Raw genomic sequence first — 17294 nt, 5'->3', positions numbered from 1 at the left:
AAATAAGTCGATAACAAGGCGAAAATTATGATACATAGTTGTTCTATATAAATAATTTTTAACGCAGCTAGCGGATTGTTTAATACGCTAGAATGATCATGTTTTTAATAAAATTGGTATAACCACCGGCATTATCCTAAACACCTAAAGGCGTCTATTAAGGAGTACTGATGCAACCACGCCAAATTGCTGAATTAATTTTAACCGGTTTTAAAAAGCATTATTTGCTGTTTCAAAGAACAACAGCCAAGGCTCCCTACGCTTTTGCTAAAAGAGACTGGCAAGCTATTAATGATATAAGTCGCCTGCGTATAAGCTATTACGATGATCGGGTAAACGAAACAACAAAAACACTACGAGAACGCCAGCAAACAGACGCGCTAAACGAGAGCTTATGGCTTGAAGTGAAAAAGCTTTACCAACACTTTTTATGTTTTCATCCGCAAGCAGAACTTGCTGAAACATTTTATAATTCAGTATTCTGCCGCCTGTACCACCGCCGCTATTTTCACAATGACTTTATTTTTGTAGAAGCCACGCTCAAAGATGCGCCTTCTGTGCCAGTTGAAGCTGAATACCGTAGTTATTTTCCTGTTGTAGATGGTTTAAAGCCCACCATTAAGCGCATTATTAATCACTTTGATTTTAAGGCCGATTTTGTCAATCTAGAACGCGATATTCGTTTATTAGTTAAAGCCTTTTATAAACAAGCACCCGATACACACCATCAACATTGGCAAATGCGTTTTGATATATTACATACCCCGTTTTATCGTAATAAAGCCGCTTACATTGTGGGGCGCGTTGTATCGCAAAGTGGCGTTCAGCCTTTTATTATTGCGGTGTTACACCATGAAGATAAAGGCCTTTATTTAGATGCCTTACTTACAAAGTCGTCACAAATGCGCGTTATTTTTGGCTTTGCGCGTGCCTATTTTATGGTAGAAACTCATGCTCCTTCAGCGTTAGTACGGTTTTTAAATCAACTTATGCCTAATAAAACCCTCGCCGAGCTTTACAACGCCATAGGCTTTCATAAACAAGGTAAAACCGAGTTTTATCGCGAGTTTTTGAATCATTTAACCTATTCTAATGATGAATTTACCATTGCTCCCGGTACACCGGGTATGGTGATGATGGTATTTACCCTACCCTCGTTTGGTTATGTATTTAAAGTTATTAAAGATAAATTTGGTGAAAGTAAGCCGTTTGGTCGCGATACGGTATTAAAACGCTATCAACTGGTTAAAAGTCATGACCGTGTTGGCCGAATGGCTGACACCATAGAGTATTCAAACGTCGTATTTCCTTTGGCACGATTTGATAGTAACTTGTTAGCACAGTTGCACAAAACCATTGGCTCATCGATGGTGATTGAAGGTGACTGGTTAATCATAAAACATTTATACATTGAACGGCGAATGACACCGCTTAATTTGTTTTTAGAAAATGCAGACGAAAAAAGTGCCGCCGATGCCATTGAAGAGTATGGCCAGGCGCTTAAAGAAATGATTGCCGTGAATATTTTCCCTGGCGATATGCTGTTAAAGAACTTTGGTGTAAGTAATCACAAACGTATTATTTTTTATGATTACGATGAAGTGCAATATTTAACAGACATGAACTTTAGAGCACTACCCAAAGCAAAAAGTTATGATGATTATTTGATGGATGAACAAAGTTACTCGGTTGCTCCGCAAGATGTATTTCCAGAGCAATTATGTACCTTTGTAATGCCTAACCCAACATATAAACAATTTTTAACCAGTACGCACCCAGAACTACTTGATGTGAGCTTTTGGAAACAAGCACAACAAAATATAAAAAATGGAAAGGTGAGTCATATTTATCCCTATCCTACAGCACAGCGTTTTATCCATTACTGGTAAACGTTAAGGACACACAATGAATATAAGTAAAATAGATTTAAATTTACTGGTTTATCTCGATACGTTACTGCGCGAATGTAACGTTACTCGTGCCGCTAACCAGCTTAGTATTACTCAACCGGCAATGAGTAATGGACTTAAACGCCTACGTAACCTTTTTAACGATCCTATTTTAGTGCGTACCAGTGATGGTATGGTGCCGACCGAGCGCGCTATTGAGTTACAGCCTGTTATTCGCGGTATTTTGATGACGCTTGAAGAAACGCTAGCACCTAATCGCGAATTTGAAGCTAAACAAAGTAAACGCGTGTTTAGAATTATGGCCAGTGACTATGCAGCCAGTACCATGGCACCGCGTTTGTTAGGGAAATTACATGAAGAAGCCCCAGACACCACATTAGATATTTTAACGCCCAGCGATGTAACTTTTCATGATGTAGAAAACGGTAAAGTAGACATGGCAATTAACCGCTTCGAGAACTTACCGCAATCGTTTCATCATAAGCGAATTTGGAAAGATAGCTTTTGCTGTTTAGTAAGATCCGACAACCCTATTATTGAAAACTTTAGCCTAGATAGCTATTTAAAAGCCCGTCATATTTGGGTAAGTAAAACAGGCTTTGGTGTTGGGGTTGGCATGGATCCAAAAGATGTGCAAAAGCTGGGTTGGGTTGACGAAGCGCTCGCACATTTTGGGAAGCATCGAAATATTGCCACGTTTACTCGTAACTACCATGTTGCGATTCATTTAGCGAAAGAAAAAAACCTCGTGGCGACTTTACCTTCAAAAGCGGCCAATATTTATGTAGACGATCCGGGGCTTAAAATACTTGAACCACCCTTTCCAATTCCACCATTTGAACTTGATATGATATGGAGCCCTTTGTTACACAGAGATGCTAGCCATATTTGGTTACGTCAAAAAGTGGCCGAAGTAGCTGAAGAGCTTAAATAACCTTCTTACATGCTTTTATGTAAATTTTGCTTGCTAGCAGCATGTTAGCAAGCTTACCTAGACCTCCCCATAATAATAAAACCATGAAAAACAATTAGTTAAAAAATAAAACCGCGTTGGAATGCCGCTTGCTTAGTTATCTATGTATTTTAAATTAACAGAGGTCATTATTATGAGCACCCATCAAGGACAAGAGATAAATCATATCACCGACATTATCCAAGTAATGAATAGCGGTATCGACTTTTACGAAAAAGCACAAGATAAAGTACAAGATCCTAGCGTAAGTGCATTATTTCAGCGCATGATCGACGCCCGCAAAGTAAGTGTTGAAAGCTTACAACCCTATGCAATTAATCAACAAGGTGCACGTGAAGATGGCTCTTCGTTCGCGGTAGAAGCACGCAGAGCATTTACCGCTTTGCTCAGTACATTCACTAGCGATAACGACCAAACCTACATTAAAGAGCTTGAAGAAGTAGAAGATAAAACCTTAGAAGAAATTAAAACAGCGTTAAAAAAGCCTCAATCACATGATTGTGAAGCGGCGCTGTCAAAGGTATTGCTTACCATGCAAAGCTGTCATGCTGAAATGAGTAAAATGCAAAAACATTAAGTTTAAAAACTATAAAAGGGCCTTACGGCCCTTTGGTTGTTAAATAACAATAGGAGAGTTATTAATTAAAAGCGGTATTCTGCACCTACGTAGTAGTAAGCACCGTTAAAACCAAATGGCGCTGAACGACGAGAGTACTTAAATACCCCATCACTGCTGACAATGGTATTACCTTGAGCATCTACAATAGTGCCTGAACGTGAATTACCTATGGTGTTTTCATCTGGATAAACATCAAATAAGTTATTTGCGCCAATATTTACCGATAAATTATCAGTTACAAAGTAATTAACTTTAATGTCAGTTAAAATTTCAGCACCGTAAGTCTGGCGGCCGCCATCTTCAACTGTATACTCACCAAAACGATTAAGTGATAAATTAACAGTCCAATCGTCACGGCGATAAAGCGCACTTAAGTTAATGCGATCTTCTGGTTGCCATTCTTCAATGATAGAAATTTCTTGATCAGAAAACACATCATCGACTGGCACGGTTTCAAGACCAGAACCTGCAGGTGTAAATAACGACACCACATCGGTTTCGGTAAAGTTGGCCGCTAATGTAAAATCAAGTGTGCCGCCTAGGCCTTCTGTATTCCATGTAGCCACAAAGTCGATACCTTGCGTTTCTGTGTCAGCCCCATTTAAGAAAAACTGTCCTGCACCAGCACCCGAGCTCAATAACGCGGCATCAAGACTGTTTGATAAACCTTTGCCTAAGCGATTACTAATTACAATACGGTCGTCAATATCGATTGAGTAGTAATCAAGCGTTACATTAATATTATCGCTTACATTATAAACAATACCTAAACTGCGGTTTTGAGATTTCTCTTCTGTTAACTTAGGAATACCTAAACTTTGCGCCAAGGTTGAATCGTTTCTAAACGTGCCCACTTCTTCAGCCACTAAATTGCCATTAGGACCAACAACAAACTGCGTGCTGATATTGTTAAAGTACAACTGCTGCATTGAAGGCGCTCTAAAGCCTGAGCTTAATGCACCACGAAGTGAAATATCTTCGGTTAGTGACCAGTTACCCGCGAGTTTAAAGTTAACTGTATCGCCAAATCCTTTGTAATTATCGTAACGTAACGCCCCTGAGATAATCACATCTTCAATAACGTAAGCTTCAGCGTCTAAATAAAACGAGATCACATCGCGCGACTCATCAACCGACGATGCTGGCGATGAACCACCAAAGCCTTGTGTGCCACCTGATGCATTTTCGCTACCAATACCACAGCTCAGTCCATCATAAATATTAACACCATTGCTGGTATCGTAATCGCGGTATGCGTATTCGCTGCCCTCTAAAATACGGTACTCATCGGTGCGTATTTCTGCGCCCATTGCTAATGAGTAATCATCAAAATTTTGAGTAAAATCAAGATTAATTGTTTGCAGTGATAACTCCATACCATACGCGTAACCTTCACGTGGAATAGTGGCGCGAATATCTGCAGCGCTTAAGCCTTGGTCGTAACGTAAGAAGTTGGCATAAGAGGCATTAATCGTATCGCTAGTGGTGTAATCAATGCTGTTTTCACCATAGGTGTACGATAAGTCTAAGCTTGAGTCGTTATCAAACTGCGTTTTATAACCAAAGTTATATGAAATATCGTCAATCGTAGTGTTTATTTTTGGTAAAAAGCCAGCCGGAACTGTCGCATCACCATCTTGTAATACTGGGTTACCACCGGCATTGGCATTATGACGGAAAAATGCTGCTGATTCGTTATCACGCGTTGAGTAGGTAATAAAACCGTATAGTTCACCCGCTCCTAATTCGTAGCCGGTGTTAACCGTTAAACCAAATTGTTGAGAGTCGGCATCGCCAATTCTAAATGTATCGCGTGGCGCGGTTAGTTCACGCGGGTCGCCTGCCAGTAACGTGCCGTCACTGAGCTCAGTACAACCATAAAATTGACATGAACCATGAAGCCCTGCACGGTTAGTTGGTGCGCGGTCACGGTAGTTTATAGTTGTATTTAAATAACCATTGTCACCTAAAGCAAAGCCTTTATTAAAGTCGATGTTAACAGTTTCGCCATCACCTTCTGAATACTCACCGTAGTTAATAGCGGCTTTACCACCTTCGCTGCCATCTTTGAGCACAATATTTATAACACCGGCAATTGCATCAGAACCATATTGAGCCGCAGCGCCATCACGCAGTACTTCAATACGTTTAATTGCTGAGGCTGGAATAGCGTTCATATCGGTACCCGCCGTACCACGCCCCACCGAAGTATTAATATGAATAATACTGGCTTGGTGACGACGCTTACCATTGATCAATACCAACGTTTGATCTGGCCCTAGGCCACGTAGCGTTGCTGGTCTTAATGCGTCAGTACCATCACTGATAGATGAACTTGAAAAGTTAAAAGAAGGTGCGATAGCTTGAAGCATGCGGCCAACTTCTGTTTGGCCGGTATTTTCGAGTGCTTCTGCACTTAAAATATCAACGGGGACAGGTAAGTCTTCAACTGAGCGCCCTGCCACACGACTACCTACAATAGCAATTTTTTCGATGTTTTGTTCTGCGCTTTGTTCAGCGGCATTGATTCCTTGTGAATTAACTGCAAGTAAAGCAGGTAATACAGCTGCACTAACTCCTGAAAGCTTCATCATGTTGTTATCTTTCCTATTGATTTGTTTGAGTTTAATACTCAGTAAACCATTTTGATCAACAACCGCATCGAGCTGTGTCTCAGCCAGTAATGCTTTTAGTGCATCAAGTTGAGAATAAAATCCATACAACGAATTTGCTTCGTATTGCTTGGCAAGTTCATACGAAAAAACCACAGTTTGTTCTGTTTGCTTAGCAAATTCTATTAAGGCTTTGTCTGCTCGTTGCGCTTTTATATCAAATTGCATCATTTGCCCCTCGGTTTGACTTGCATACACACTGATACTTAAAAACAGCGGTGCAACAAGGCCAAATTGAGTTAAATGGCACGTATGGTTACTGCGCAACTTATATAAACAGTTAGCAAACAAAAATCCTCTATAGTTTTTTATCATTTTTTTAATCTTTAAATTACTTTTTACACTCTTATGAGCAACATTGATTAACAATGGTGTGATTTTCATTACGATTACCTATGATTTTTTTTGATATTTTAGGCTAACAACATGCTCGCCTAAACGTTCATGTTCAATCGAAAAATTATTTTGCAAGCTCTCTAACAGCCCTGCCACATCACCCGCTTTAAAAACACCGGCCACTTTTATACGGGCTAACTCATCAGATGATAGTTCAAACCGCGTGGCGGTATAACGGCTAACTTCGTTTAGGGCATCAACCAGTTGCTCACCATTAAATATCAACATGCCATTTTGCCAAGCTAAGTCACGCTGTACATCATCAACCGATAACTGTGTGATTGGTTTGGTAACGCTTTGTTCAATAATGGCTTTTTCACCGGAAATCACAATATTGGCATTAATTTGACGAATTTCATGATTGTTATTATCAGCTTGTTGATACGCTTTAAAATCATCAGCATTAACAGCAACGCTAGGATCGGTGATCATCACTTTACCCTCAGTAACAACCAGCTCGAGATCTGACGAAGTATTGCGCTGCACATTAAATATAGTACCGAGAGCGGTAAAGCTTTTATCACCGGCCATCACGCTGAATGGGCGTGATGCATCTTTAGCAACATTAAAACGCCCCTCGCCACGACTTAGTAACAATTGCCTACGGCCTTGGCTATAAGCGACTTCCAATGAGCTATTGGTATTAAGTTGTACAATTGTGCCATCCGGTAAAACATAGGTTGCTTGCTCGCCAACTTTTGTTTTATAAATTTTTGTATAATTTACCTTGGCTAAATTTTTGTTGAAATTGCTATCTATATTTAGCAATAAATAGCTGCACATCATTAATGCAGCAACAATACTTGCTGCCATGCCAAATACATACGCAGGCTTTGTTTTGCTATTAGCCGATTGTTTATTTGGAAATAATACGCTGAGTTCGTTAAGTACACTCAGGTCATCCCAAAGCTGAGCTAATTCATACACCGCATTTTGATGAGCAGTACTTTGTAGCATCCACAGTTTAAATTGTTCTTGCTCTTCTTTTGTAAGGCCACGGTCAATAGCACTGATCCATTGCGATGCTTTTTCTAATATTAATTCTTTTGAGGTAAATTGATGGATGTTATTCATTTTGCTGCCCTCATTATGTCCGCACTTTGTTGGCAATGGTCGCTCTCATCGTGTGACTGTTCGCGCATATATAGCATGGTATTTAATAACCCTTTGGCAATGTGTTTTTCTACCGTACTTTGACTTAGCTGCATTTGCTGTGCGATCTCTTTTTGGCTCATTCCATAGACTTTTTTTAAAATAAAGCACTTTCTTACAACAGGACTTAATTGCTCAGTCGCCCGACAAAATAATAAAAAACGTTCTTTAGAGGTGTATTCGTCTTCTAATTGCATTGATTTAAGCAATTTGGGAAGTTCAGTTTCGTGGTTTAAAGGGGTACTAAATTTATTATCCCATTTAGCTATATGATTAAGTGCTAGGTGTTTAGCTGTTTTTAACATGTAGCTACGGGTGTATTGAATATCTTGCTTTAATTCAGCTTCATAACTTTTAACAAAGGTTTCTTGAACAATATCATCAACATCGTCAGGCAACACAATTTTAGACACGAAGCGCCGCAGTTGCGTGGATATGTCTGAGAATGTACTGGCTAATTTAAGTCCTCGAGCCACGTGGGTAGTCCCTTGTTATTATTATTACCGTAAGATTACGAGTTTTAGGGCTAATTACAAGGAGTTTTGTTAATTATTGGTTATTTATTAGTTGCTAACATACATAGTGCAATGTAAACGTATTACCTTTTAAAACTTTTTTAATCATTATGCCTGTTTGGTAAATATTGAAAGTTAGCGCAATTTTAGTTGATTTGGCTTTTTATAATGAGGGCAAACAGATATTTAGCTTAATTTTATTGGCGTGTTGTGTAGTAATTTAGTAGTCGCAACGCTACTATTAACGGATAGGAGTTACATATGAATAATCAAAAATTATCAGATTTTGAGCTTTACTTTCAAATTGAGGAAAGTAATCGCGTCAATCTGTTTGCCGTGGATGATTCGGCTGTGCCAAAAAGCTTAGCTGAACTTGACGCTGATATTCCGCCTTTATTTAAACTTGCTAACGAAGTAAGCAGTTTAGAGCAAAGCGCCTTAGGCCCTTTGCGTAATTTAGGTGATATTGCCCAAGAACTAACTACTTTTTTACAAGCCCAGTCACGCAAAATAGATTTGATCATGAGTCATATTTTAGCCTCTGAACAACCTGAAGATAACTCAATCTATTGCGACAGTTACGGCGGTGGCGGCATTAAGTTTACCAGTGAACATTTGTATACATTAGGGCAAAAGTTTCGTACTAAACTTTTTTTACAACACGAGGCCTCTGCGGTGTATTGTTATAGCGAAGTGGTTGCCATTGAAAAACAAGATAATGAGCACTACCAATATACCCTGTTATTTGTATCAATAAGAGACAGCGACCAAGAGCTGGTTGTAAGAGCCAGCTTACATGCGCAAACTCGCCAGCTTAAAAAGCGCCAGCAACTTGAAAAAGCCAAAGAGAGTACAAACGATAAAAGCTAGCGTTTATTTACTTCTCAAATCGCTTTAAAATTGTGAGCCAAACGCTCATTTAGAAGTGACTTAGCAGTAATTGAACTGCTAAACTAGCCCCATCTTTATTTGTATTAAAAATCCATGAACTTTAGACTTTTACCTGAATGGGCCGAGCAAGACGCTGTTATGCTTACATGGCCGCATAAAGACACAGATTGGGCTGATAATTTAGCCCGTGTAGAACCTGTATATATTGAGCTTGCTAAGCATATAACAACGCAGCAAAAGCTTGTTATTGTGGCGCATAATAGTGCCTTAAAAATGCATATTACAGCATTGCTAAATAGCGCTAACATCTCTTTGAATCGTGTTCATTTTGTAGTAACCCCTACCAACGATACGTGGGCGCGCGATCATGGCCCGCTTACTTGTGGCGCTATTGACTCACCCGAGCAACTAAAAGTATATGATTTTACTTTCAATGGTTGGGGCAATAAATTTGAAAGCGCATTAGATAATCAAATTAATCGTACTTTGGTAAAAGAGTTAAGTAGCAAAAACAACCACTATCAAGCGCTCGATATGGTACTTGAAGGAGGCGGTATTGAAATAAACGAGCATGGTGTGTTGCTAACAACCAGCGAATGTTTGCTTAATAAAAACCGTAACCCAAATTTAAACACAAGTGACATAGAAGCGCTTTTAAAAGCGCACTTGGGCGCAACAGATTTTTTATGGGTTGATCATGGCTATTTAGCAGGTGACGACACCGACAGCCACATTGATACCTTAGTGCGTTTTGCACCAAATAATACCCTTGTGTATGTACAATGTGACGATGAAAGCGATGAGCACTTCAGCGCGCTTAATGCCATGCAAAAGCAACTACAAAGCTTTAAAACTGCCGATCGTACTCCATATATACTAATTGAGTTGCCATGGCCAAAAGCCGTGTACGATGATGAAAACACGCGCTTACCCGCCACCTATGCAAATTACTTAATTATTAACAATGCGGTATTAGTGCCTACTTATAACGATGTAAACGACCAACGCGCGTTAGCACAGGTTCAAAAAGCATACCCAGATCACACAATTATTGGGGTAAATTGTTTACCTATTATTGAGCAATTTGGCAGTCTTCACTGCATTACAATGCAATTACCTCGTGGATTTTTAGCTGGAGCAGCACAATGACAAGCCCTGCAAATTTATCAGTTGCCTTAGTACAACAAAGCAACAGTGACAACGCTGAACACAATATTGAAAAATCAATTGCTGGCATTCGCGATGCAGCCAGTCAAGGTGCACAACTTATTGTGCTACAAGAGTTACACCGTAGTTTATACTTTTGCCAAACCGAAGATGTCGACGTCTTTGATTTAGCCGAAACAATACCTGGGCCGAGTAGTAATACGTTAGGTGAACTTGCTAAAGAGCTTGGTATTGTGATTGTGGCGTCTTTATTTGAAAAGCGCGCTACAGGCCTTTACCACAATACCGCAGTGGTGCTCGAAAAAGACGGCAGTATTGCCGGTAAATACCGTAAAATGCATATACCGGATGACCCTGGCTTTTATGAAAAGTTTTACTTTACCCCAGGCGACTTAGGCTTTGAGCCTATTCAAACCTCAGTGGGCAAACTTGGCGTACTGGTGTGTTGGGATCAGTGGTTTCCTGAAGCGGCGCGTTTAATGGCGATGGCAGGTGCAGAGCTTTTAATTTATCCAACGGCCATAGGCTGGGATCCACGCGATGATAAAGACGAGCAAACCCGCCAAAAAGATGCTTGGGTTATTTCACAGCGAGCCCATGCGGTAGCCAATGGCGTTCCGGTGATTAGCTGTAATCGTGTTGGTCTTGAGCGCGACCCGAGTGGACAAAGTGACGGCATTCAATTTTGGGGTAACTCGTTTATTGCAGGTCCCCAAGGCGAAATATTGGCAGAGGCCGATAATCAAAGTGAACAAATATTAATGGTTGAACTTGATCAAAAACGCAGCGAGAACGTAAGACGTATCTGGCCGTATTTACGCGACCGCAGAATTGATCATTATCAAGATTTAACAAAAATCTATCGCGACTAAATAATAGTATGGCTCTTAGCAGCTAAGAGCCTAATTTAATGGAGTAATTAATGGCGTTTGAGCAATGGGCAGCCTTGCCTTGGGTAAAATCTCAAAAAGATAAAATTCAATGGGGCGAGCTTTTAGGCAGTGGCTTGAGCATTGCCATTGCACAAGGTGTAAAACAACAAGATAACTTAGTGTTAATAGTTACGCCAGATACACCAAGTGCTTTGCGCCTTGAAACCGAATTAGAGTATTTGCTTCCTGATAATCCGGTAATGATATTTCCGGATTGGGAGACATTGCCTTATGATCATTTCTCTCCCCATCAAGATATTATTTCAGCGCGCTTAGCAACGCTTAATACCCTGAAAAACGAGCAACAAAGCGTGCTCATTATGCCTGTATCAACGCTGATGCTGCGCACGGCCCCAGCTTCGTTTATATACGGTTCAACGCTTAATTTTAAAGTGGGCGATAGATTAGACACCCACGCTTTGCGTGAAAACTTAGAGCAAGCGGGTTACATGCACGTGCAACAAGTTATGGAGCATGGCGAATATGCAATACGTGGCTCTATTGTTGATTTATATCCGATGGGCAGTAAACACCCATTTAGGCTCGATTTTTTTGATGACGAGCTTGATACCATTCGCTTATTTGATGTGGAAACACAACGCTCAGATGAAAAAGTAGAAAAAATTGAGTTACTTCCTGCCCATGAGTTCCCCACTAACGACACGGATATTGAACGCTTTAGAATAAACTATCGTGAAAAGTTTGGCGCAAGCGCAGAGCAAGACTCTGTCTATATGCAAGTTAGTAAAGGTAATTGGCCTGGAGGTATTGAATACTACATGCCATTATTTTTTGATGGCTTGGCGACTATTTTTGACTATTTGCCTGAATCAACGACCGTGATGCAGCTAGGCGATTTAGAACATGCGGCGGATAACTTTTGGCACGATGTTAATGTACGCTATGAAAACCGCCGTGTGGACCCCTTGCGCCCACTTTTACCACCGGATGAATTGTACCAGCCAATCAATGAGCTATTTTCAAACTTAGGCAATTATGGCCGTATTCGTTTATCACAAGCAAAATTAGGTACTAAAGCGGGCAATAAAAACCTTGCCGTGAATGAATTACCCAATGTCCGCATTGATCATAAACAACATGAACCCTATAACGCATTCATTAGCTATGTGGCAGAGCAAAAAAAGAAAAAAGGCCGAGTTGTCATTAGTGTTGAGTCGGATGGTCGACGTGAATCGTTACTGAGCATATTAAAACCCAGCGGTTTAAAATTTAAAGAATTTGATACTTTTGAGCAATTTACCAACAGCAGTAGTGACGTTGGTTTAATTGTAAGCCCACTTGAACAAAGTGTCGTGCTTAGCACAAAACCTAGCCTGAGCATTATTACTGAGCAAGAATTGCTTGGAATTAAAGTATCACAACGCAGACGCCGTAAGCACAAGTATGAAGCAAGCCAAGATGCGCTAATTCGTAACTTAGCAGAGTTAAAAGAAGGCCAACCGGTTGTGCACCTTGACCATGGTGTTGGCCGTTATCAAGGACTGCAAACAATTGATGCTGCCGGTGTGGTTACTGAATTTGTAACCATTATTTATGCCGGTGAAGCAAAGCTCTATGTGCCGGTATCAGCGCTTCATATGCTTAGCCGTTACTCTGGCGGTGAAGAAGCCAGTGCCCCACTGCATAAGCTCGGCTCTGATGCGTGGGATAAGGCAAAAAAACGCGCCGCTGAAAAAGTACGCGATGTCGCTGCTGAATTGCTCGATATCTACGCTCAGCGCCAAGCAAAGCCGGGTAATAAATTTACGCTGGATGGCCAAGCTTATCGTCAATTTAGTGATAGCTTCCCGTTTGAAGAAACGGATGATCAACGTAACGCTATTGAAGCTGTACTGGGTGATATGCAATCAAAACAAGCCATGGATCGCTTAGTCTGTGGTGATGTAGGCTTTGGTAAAACCGAAGTAGCAATGCGTGCAGCGTTCGTTGCGGTTAACGATAATAAGCAAGTTGCTATTTTAGTCCCTACCACCCTACTTGCTCAACAACACTACGATAACTTTAAAGACCGCTTTGCTGATTTTCCAATTGAAGTGGGCGTATTGTCTCGGTTTAATTCGACCAAAGAGCAAAAAGAAACCCTTGAAAAAATGAGTAATGGCAAGCTTGATGTGGTTATTGGCACGCATAAACTAATTCAACAAGACATCAATTTTAAAGACTTAGGCCTGTTAATTGTTGATGAAGAACACCGATTTGGGGTGCGCCAAAAAGAAAAAATTAAAGCCCTGAGAGCTGATGTTGACATACTCACCCTGACCGCTACGCCTATCCCCCGTACTTTAAACATGGCCATGAGTGGTATGCGCGATTTATCTATTATTGCTACCCCACCGGCTAAACGCTTAGCTGTTAAAACTTTTGTGCGCCAACGCGACGAAGAGCTTATTCGCGAAGCGGTACTGCGTGAAATTAAACGCGGCGGCCAGGTGTACTTTTTACACAACAATGTAGAAACCATTGAGCGTGTTGCTCAGGAAATTAGCGAATGGGTGCCTGAGGCAACAGTTACCTCAGCCCACGGGCAAATGCGAGAGCAAGAGCTTGAGCAGATCATGACCGATTTTTATCACCAAAAATACAATGTACTGGTATGTACTACGATTATTGAAACCGGCATTGATGTACCCACAGCAAATACCATTATTATGGACAGAGCCGATAAACTCGGTCTTGCTCAGCTGCATCAATTACGCGGACGTGTTGGTAGAAGTCATCACCAAGCCTATGCTTATTTACTCACAGGTAACCCTAAAGCGCTCTCTAAAGATGCGAAAAAGCGTTTAGATGCCATTGCCTCATTAGAAGATTTAGGCGCAGGCTTTGCCTTAGCAACCCACGATTTAGAAATTCGTGGTGCCGGTGAGCTATTAGGAGACGATCAATCTGGACAAATGCAAACCATTGGCTTTAATTTATACATGGAAATGCTTGAACAGGCTGTTAACGCGCTTAAAAATGGTCAAGAGCCAACCCTTGAAAATCTATTACAAAAACAAACCGAAGTTGATTTAAAGCTACCTGCCTTGTTACCTGATGATTATATTCATGATGTTAACGCGCGTTTAGGTATGTACAAGCGTGTAGCAAGTTGTGCTAACCTTGCTGATATTGATGAACTGCAAGTAGAATTGATAGATCGCTTTGGTTTATTACCCGATGCAGCTAAAAACTTGTTTAGCTTACAACAACTAAAAATGCAGGCGAGTAATTTGGGCATAACCAAAATAGAAGCTAACCCGAAAGGAGGCTACTTTGAGTTTAGTCAAAATACCAAGGTTAATCCTAGCTTCATTATTGGTTTGATACAAAGTGCGCCACACATTTATAAAATGGATGGCGCAAATAAATTACGCTTTGCCATTAGCGAGGCGAATGCCCGTGAACGCTTAAAAATGATCACTGCTATGATTGCAGATTTCGAAAAAAAGGTTAGCCATTAATGTTGCTGAAAAAATCGCTGGTTATTTTATTCTGCTTATTTAGCAGTACTGCATTTGCAGAGCGCTGGTTTGAAGTAGAGGTGTTAATATTTAAACAGCACCCTGCTCCTTACTTACAAGAAGACTTTAGCTTAAAGCATGACGCCATTGAAGATAAAAACACCTTAGATTTATTGGCCTCTGCTTATAAAAACCAAGCAATGGACGCGTGTATAAACGGTGACCCACGCTTTCAAACACGTACATTTGCTGACACTTTGGTTAATTCAAACCCACAGTCTGCAGCGTGTAACGACAGCATTGATTATGTAAAAAGTTACGATGTGCTGCCAGTAACCCCTCAAGCACCAGTACAAGATACGATGGAGCAAACTTACCTGCTCGCTCCTGAACAACTGCAGTTTGAACAACAACGCCAAGCTTTAGACCGAAAAGGACTCACCCCTATATTACATACCGGCTGGCGGTTTGAAGGCGCAAGTAAATCACGCTCCCCTAGTATGCACTTATTTGCAGGCAACCAATTAAAAAACAATATGAACACCGGTTTTAGTTACGCCAATTCCGACTTTATTAGCTTACTTGATACTCCTGAGCCATTGTTTAATGAAGCACAGTCTCCGACCATGAAATGGGAGTTAGATGGCTTATTGAAAATACATTTACGCCATTATTTATACATTAATGCGGATTTCGATATTAGTGAAAAGCAAGATAATGGTGAGCTAGAATCAGCCCGTTTTTCACAATTTAGACGCGTTTTCAGCGAAGATATTCATTACTTTGATCATCCTCATATGGGTATGATTGTACAAATTCGAAAATTTAACCATTAACAGTAGGAAAATAATAATGAAGAAGCTCCTAATAATTGCTGCAGCACTGAGTCTTGCTGCTTGTTCAAAAGTAAGCATGGAAAATTACGAAAAAATTAAAATTGGTATGGACAAAACAGAAGTTGAAGCACTTTTAGGCAGTGCTGATAACTGTGTAGAAAAAACATTACATACTAGCTGTACTTGGGGTGATGACGCTAAAAACATCGAAATTACCCTGGTATCAGACAAAGTAACGCTTTACAGCAAAAAAGGGCTAACGGATAAATAAGGACAACAAAGGAATAACGTATGTTATTCCTCTTTTTTTGCATCGCTGGTGTAAATAAGCTCTATGTTGACTATTTTACTGCGGTTTAAAGTGATTTTGTAACGCTGATAGAGCGTTTTATCCGGTTCGGTTAGAACCAATACCATGTTTAACTGATAGCGCCTTTCTACTCCCTGTTTAGAAATTTTATTGTTTTCTAAATGATAGAGCTTCCCTTCCCCTTTTTTTAAATAACGTGCAAACGGCGCGAGATTAAATTGCAGCGTTTGCTGCAAGCTATCGTAGCCTGGCAAAAATTCTTTCGCACTTACCCGGGTTTCACTAGCAAAATGCAGCCATTGCGCCGCCTGTTTGTTTTGCTGACGACGCTTAGAAAAAATTTTCCTCACTTCTTTGGGGATTTTTTTAAACCGGGTGTACTCTAACCAAATAAACTGACTCGCCACTTTATCTTTTGTGATACTGTTTTTAAAAATAAAGCGCCATTTTGGCCGCCCTCGCACAATAGCACGCCAAATAATACGGGTAATATCTTCTTTAAATATTTCTCTTAGCCCGTAAATAACCCCTAAAATTAGAATTAATGAAGCGGTTATTTCAGTGAAGGTAGAACGCGCATTGAGTATTACCACCATCACAAAAGCCATTATAACAGCTGTTACAGAGCCTTTTACCAACCGCTTTAAATAGCTATTAAGATAGCGTGTTTGGCGCTGTAAAATCACTCCATGCTCTATTAAACGCTGGAGTAAACGCATCTTATTAGTAATTCTGTTGGCGTCTTTAAGCGTTGAATCAGAATTATATTGCTGCTCTGCTCGATACTCACTCTCTGACTTACAAAAGTTTAATAAGTCATTTCGCTCTTTAGCGTGATCGCTACTACGCGGGCCTTCATCAAGTAGCTTTAAAAAAGTTTGTTCAACTTGCCAGCTTAGGTAGTTATCAGCATTGGTATAAAACGGGATCAGCTTTTCGTTATCTGGGGTGTAACGTCTGAGTTTTCTAAGTAGGCTTTGGCTTTGTTCACAGAGTTCCATGGCTCGTTGATAAAACTCATCGCTTTCTTGAATTTTTAACGCATCTTTAATATCGGCATCAATTGCCAGACGCACTTGATAGCAATATAAATTTAAATTTTGTCGGTAATCTTGCTGCTCACCTTTGTTTTTACTAACAAAACGGCTTCGTACCAATGGAAGATGAATGTTATTCGCGTTATAGGCTACAAAAGATTTAAATTGGTTATTAAAGTAAGACTCTTCGCTGAGTGTTTGCGCGTTAATACCCATTTCGTTTGGGATAGAAAAATAAAGATCGAGACGCTGCTCTGCACGCGGTGATAGTTGCGGTTCAATAACAAACGATAAATTTTCGTCTTGCTTTAACAATGATGCCTCCTTCGGTTATCTACCTGAGTTTACGTGCCTCTTTAATTTTGTTCAACAAAAAAGGCCTAGTAAAAACTAGGCCTTTTAATAGTTCTAATGAATTAA

The 17294-nt window shown here is 40.3% G+C and carries 13 protein-coding genes; 9 read left to right on the top strand and 4 right to left on the bottom strand.

Features of this window, described 5'->3' with window-relative positions; translation table 11 throughout:
• Nucleotides 1-170: 170 nt before the first annotated feature.
• The 3 genes from aceK (at nucleotide 171) to PISS_RS06200 (ending at nucleotide 3460) form a co-directional block, all read left to right on the top strand.
• Nucleotides 171-1889 (top strand): bifunctional isocitrate dehydrogenase kinase/phosphatase, encoded by a 1719-nt coding sequence (aceK, locus tag PISS_RS06210; RefSeq protein ID WP_058154453.1) that lies wholly within the window; start codon nucleotides 171-173, stop codon nucleotides 1887-1889.
• Between the two features lie 16 nt (nucleotides 1890-1905).
• Nucleotides 1906-2844 carry a LysR family transcriptional regulator gene (locus PISS_RS06205; RefSeq protein ID WP_028835763.1) on the top strand — a complete coding sequence of 313 codons (939 nt, stop codon included), beginning with the start codon at nucleotides 1906-1908 and terminating at the stop codon, nucleotides 2842-2844.
• 172 nt (nucleotides 2845-3016) lie between these two features.
• Complete coding sequence (locus tag PISS_RS06200; protein ID WP_024601388.1) at nucleotides 3017-3460, top strand: ferritin-like domain-containing protein; 444 nt, start codon at nucleotides 3017-3019, stop codon at nucleotides 3458-3460.
• A 65-nt stretch (nucleotides 3461-3525) separates the two neighbouring features.
• On the opposite strand, the gene PISS_RS06195 is transcribed toward PISS_RS06200, so the two are convergent.
• The 3 genes from PISS_RS06195 to PISS_RS06185 are packed head-to-tail and all read right to left on the bottom strand — an operon-like array spanning nucleotide 3526 to nucleotide 8198.
• Nucleotides 3526-6558 (bottom strand): TonB-dependent receptor plug domain-containing protein, encoded by a 3033-nt coding sequence (locus tag PISS_RS06195; RefSeq protein WP_096040830.1) that lies wholly within the window; start codon nucleotides 6556-6558, stop codon nucleotides 3526-3528.
• Between the two features lie 9 nt (nucleotides 6559-6567).
• On the bottom strand, nucleotides 6568-7644 hold the full coding sequence (locus PISS_RS06190) for a FecR family protein (protein ID WP_058154451.1): 1077 nt from the start codon (nucleotides 7642-7644) through the stop codon (nucleotides 6568-6570).
• Complete coding sequence (locus tag PISS_RS06185) at nucleotides 7641-8198, bottom strand: RNA polymerase sigma factor (RefSeq protein WP_013464680.1); 558 nt, start codon at nucleotides 8196-8198, stop codon at nucleotides 7641-7643. The genes PISS_RS06190 and PISS_RS06185 overlap by 4 nt, the downstream gene beginning before the upstream one ends.
• Before the next feature lie 300 nt (nucleotides 8199-8498).
• Between PISS_RS06185 and PISS_RS06180 the strand changes: the two genes are divergently transcribed.
• The 6 genes from PISS_RS06180 (at nucleotide 8499) to PISS_RS06155 (ending at nucleotide 15798) form a co-directional block, all read left to right on the top strand.
• A complete protein-coding gene (locus PISS_RS06180) occupies nucleotides 8499-9107 on the top strand; it encodes a PilZ domain-containing protein (protein WP_013464679.1) in 609 nt (202 codons plus the stop codon).
• Between the two features lie 114 nt (nucleotides 9108-9221).
• Entirely contained in the window at nucleotides 9222-10277 is a 1056-nt protein-coding gene (locus PISS_RS06175; RefSeq protein ID WP_058154450.1) for an agmatine deiminase family protein, read from the top strand.
• Nucleotides 10274-11167 (top strand): carbon-nitrogen hydrolase, encoded by an 894-nt coding sequence (locus tag PISS_RS06170; RefSeq protein ID WP_058154449.1) that lies wholly within the window; start codon nucleotides 10274-10276, stop codon nucleotides 11165-11167. Before PISS_RS06175 ends, PISS_RS06170 begins: the two co-directional genes overlap by 4 nt.
• Before the next feature lie 50 nt (nucleotides 11168-11217).
• Nucleotides 11218-14691, top strand: coding sequence for a transcription-repair coupling factor (gene mfd / locus PISS_RS06165; protein ID WP_013464676.1), 3474 nt, complete (start codon nucleotides 11218-11220; stop codon nucleotides 14689-14691).
• Nucleotides 14691-15527 carry a peptidoglycan binding protein CsiV gene (locus tag PISS_RS06160; protein WP_058154448.1) on the top strand — a complete coding sequence of 279 codons (837 nt, stop codon included), beginning with the start codon at nucleotides 14691-14693 and terminating at the stop codon, nucleotides 15525-15527. The genes mfd and PISS_RS06160 overlap by 1 nt, the downstream gene beginning before the upstream one ends.
• Nucleotides 15528-15543: 16 nt before the next feature.
• A complete protein-coding gene (locus tag PISS_RS06155; protein WP_013464674.1) occupies nucleotides 15544-15798 on the top strand; it encodes a hypothetical protein in 255 nt (84 codons plus the stop codon).
• Between the two features lie 23 nt (nucleotides 15799-15821).
• On the opposite strand, the gene PISS_RS06150 is transcribed toward PISS_RS06155, so the two are convergent.
• Nucleotides 15822-17189: a hypothetical protein gene (locus tag PISS_RS06150; RefSeq protein WP_058154447.1), complete on the bottom strand. Its 1368-nt coding sequence runs from the start codon at nucleotides 17187-17189 to the stop codon at nucleotides 15822-15824.
• Between the last annotated feature and the right edge of the window lie 105 nt (nucleotides 17190-17294).

Origin of the sequence: Pseudoalteromonas issachenkonii (genome assembly GCF_002310795.1) — a bacterium.
Classification (GTDB): Bacteria; Pseudomonadota; Gammaproteobacteria; order Enterobacterales; family Alteromonadaceae; genus Pseudoalteromonas; species Pseudoalteromonas tetraodonis.
The sequence above is the reverse complement of the archived record's forward strand: the minus strand, read 5'-3'. Positions and strand labels throughout refer to the sequence as shown.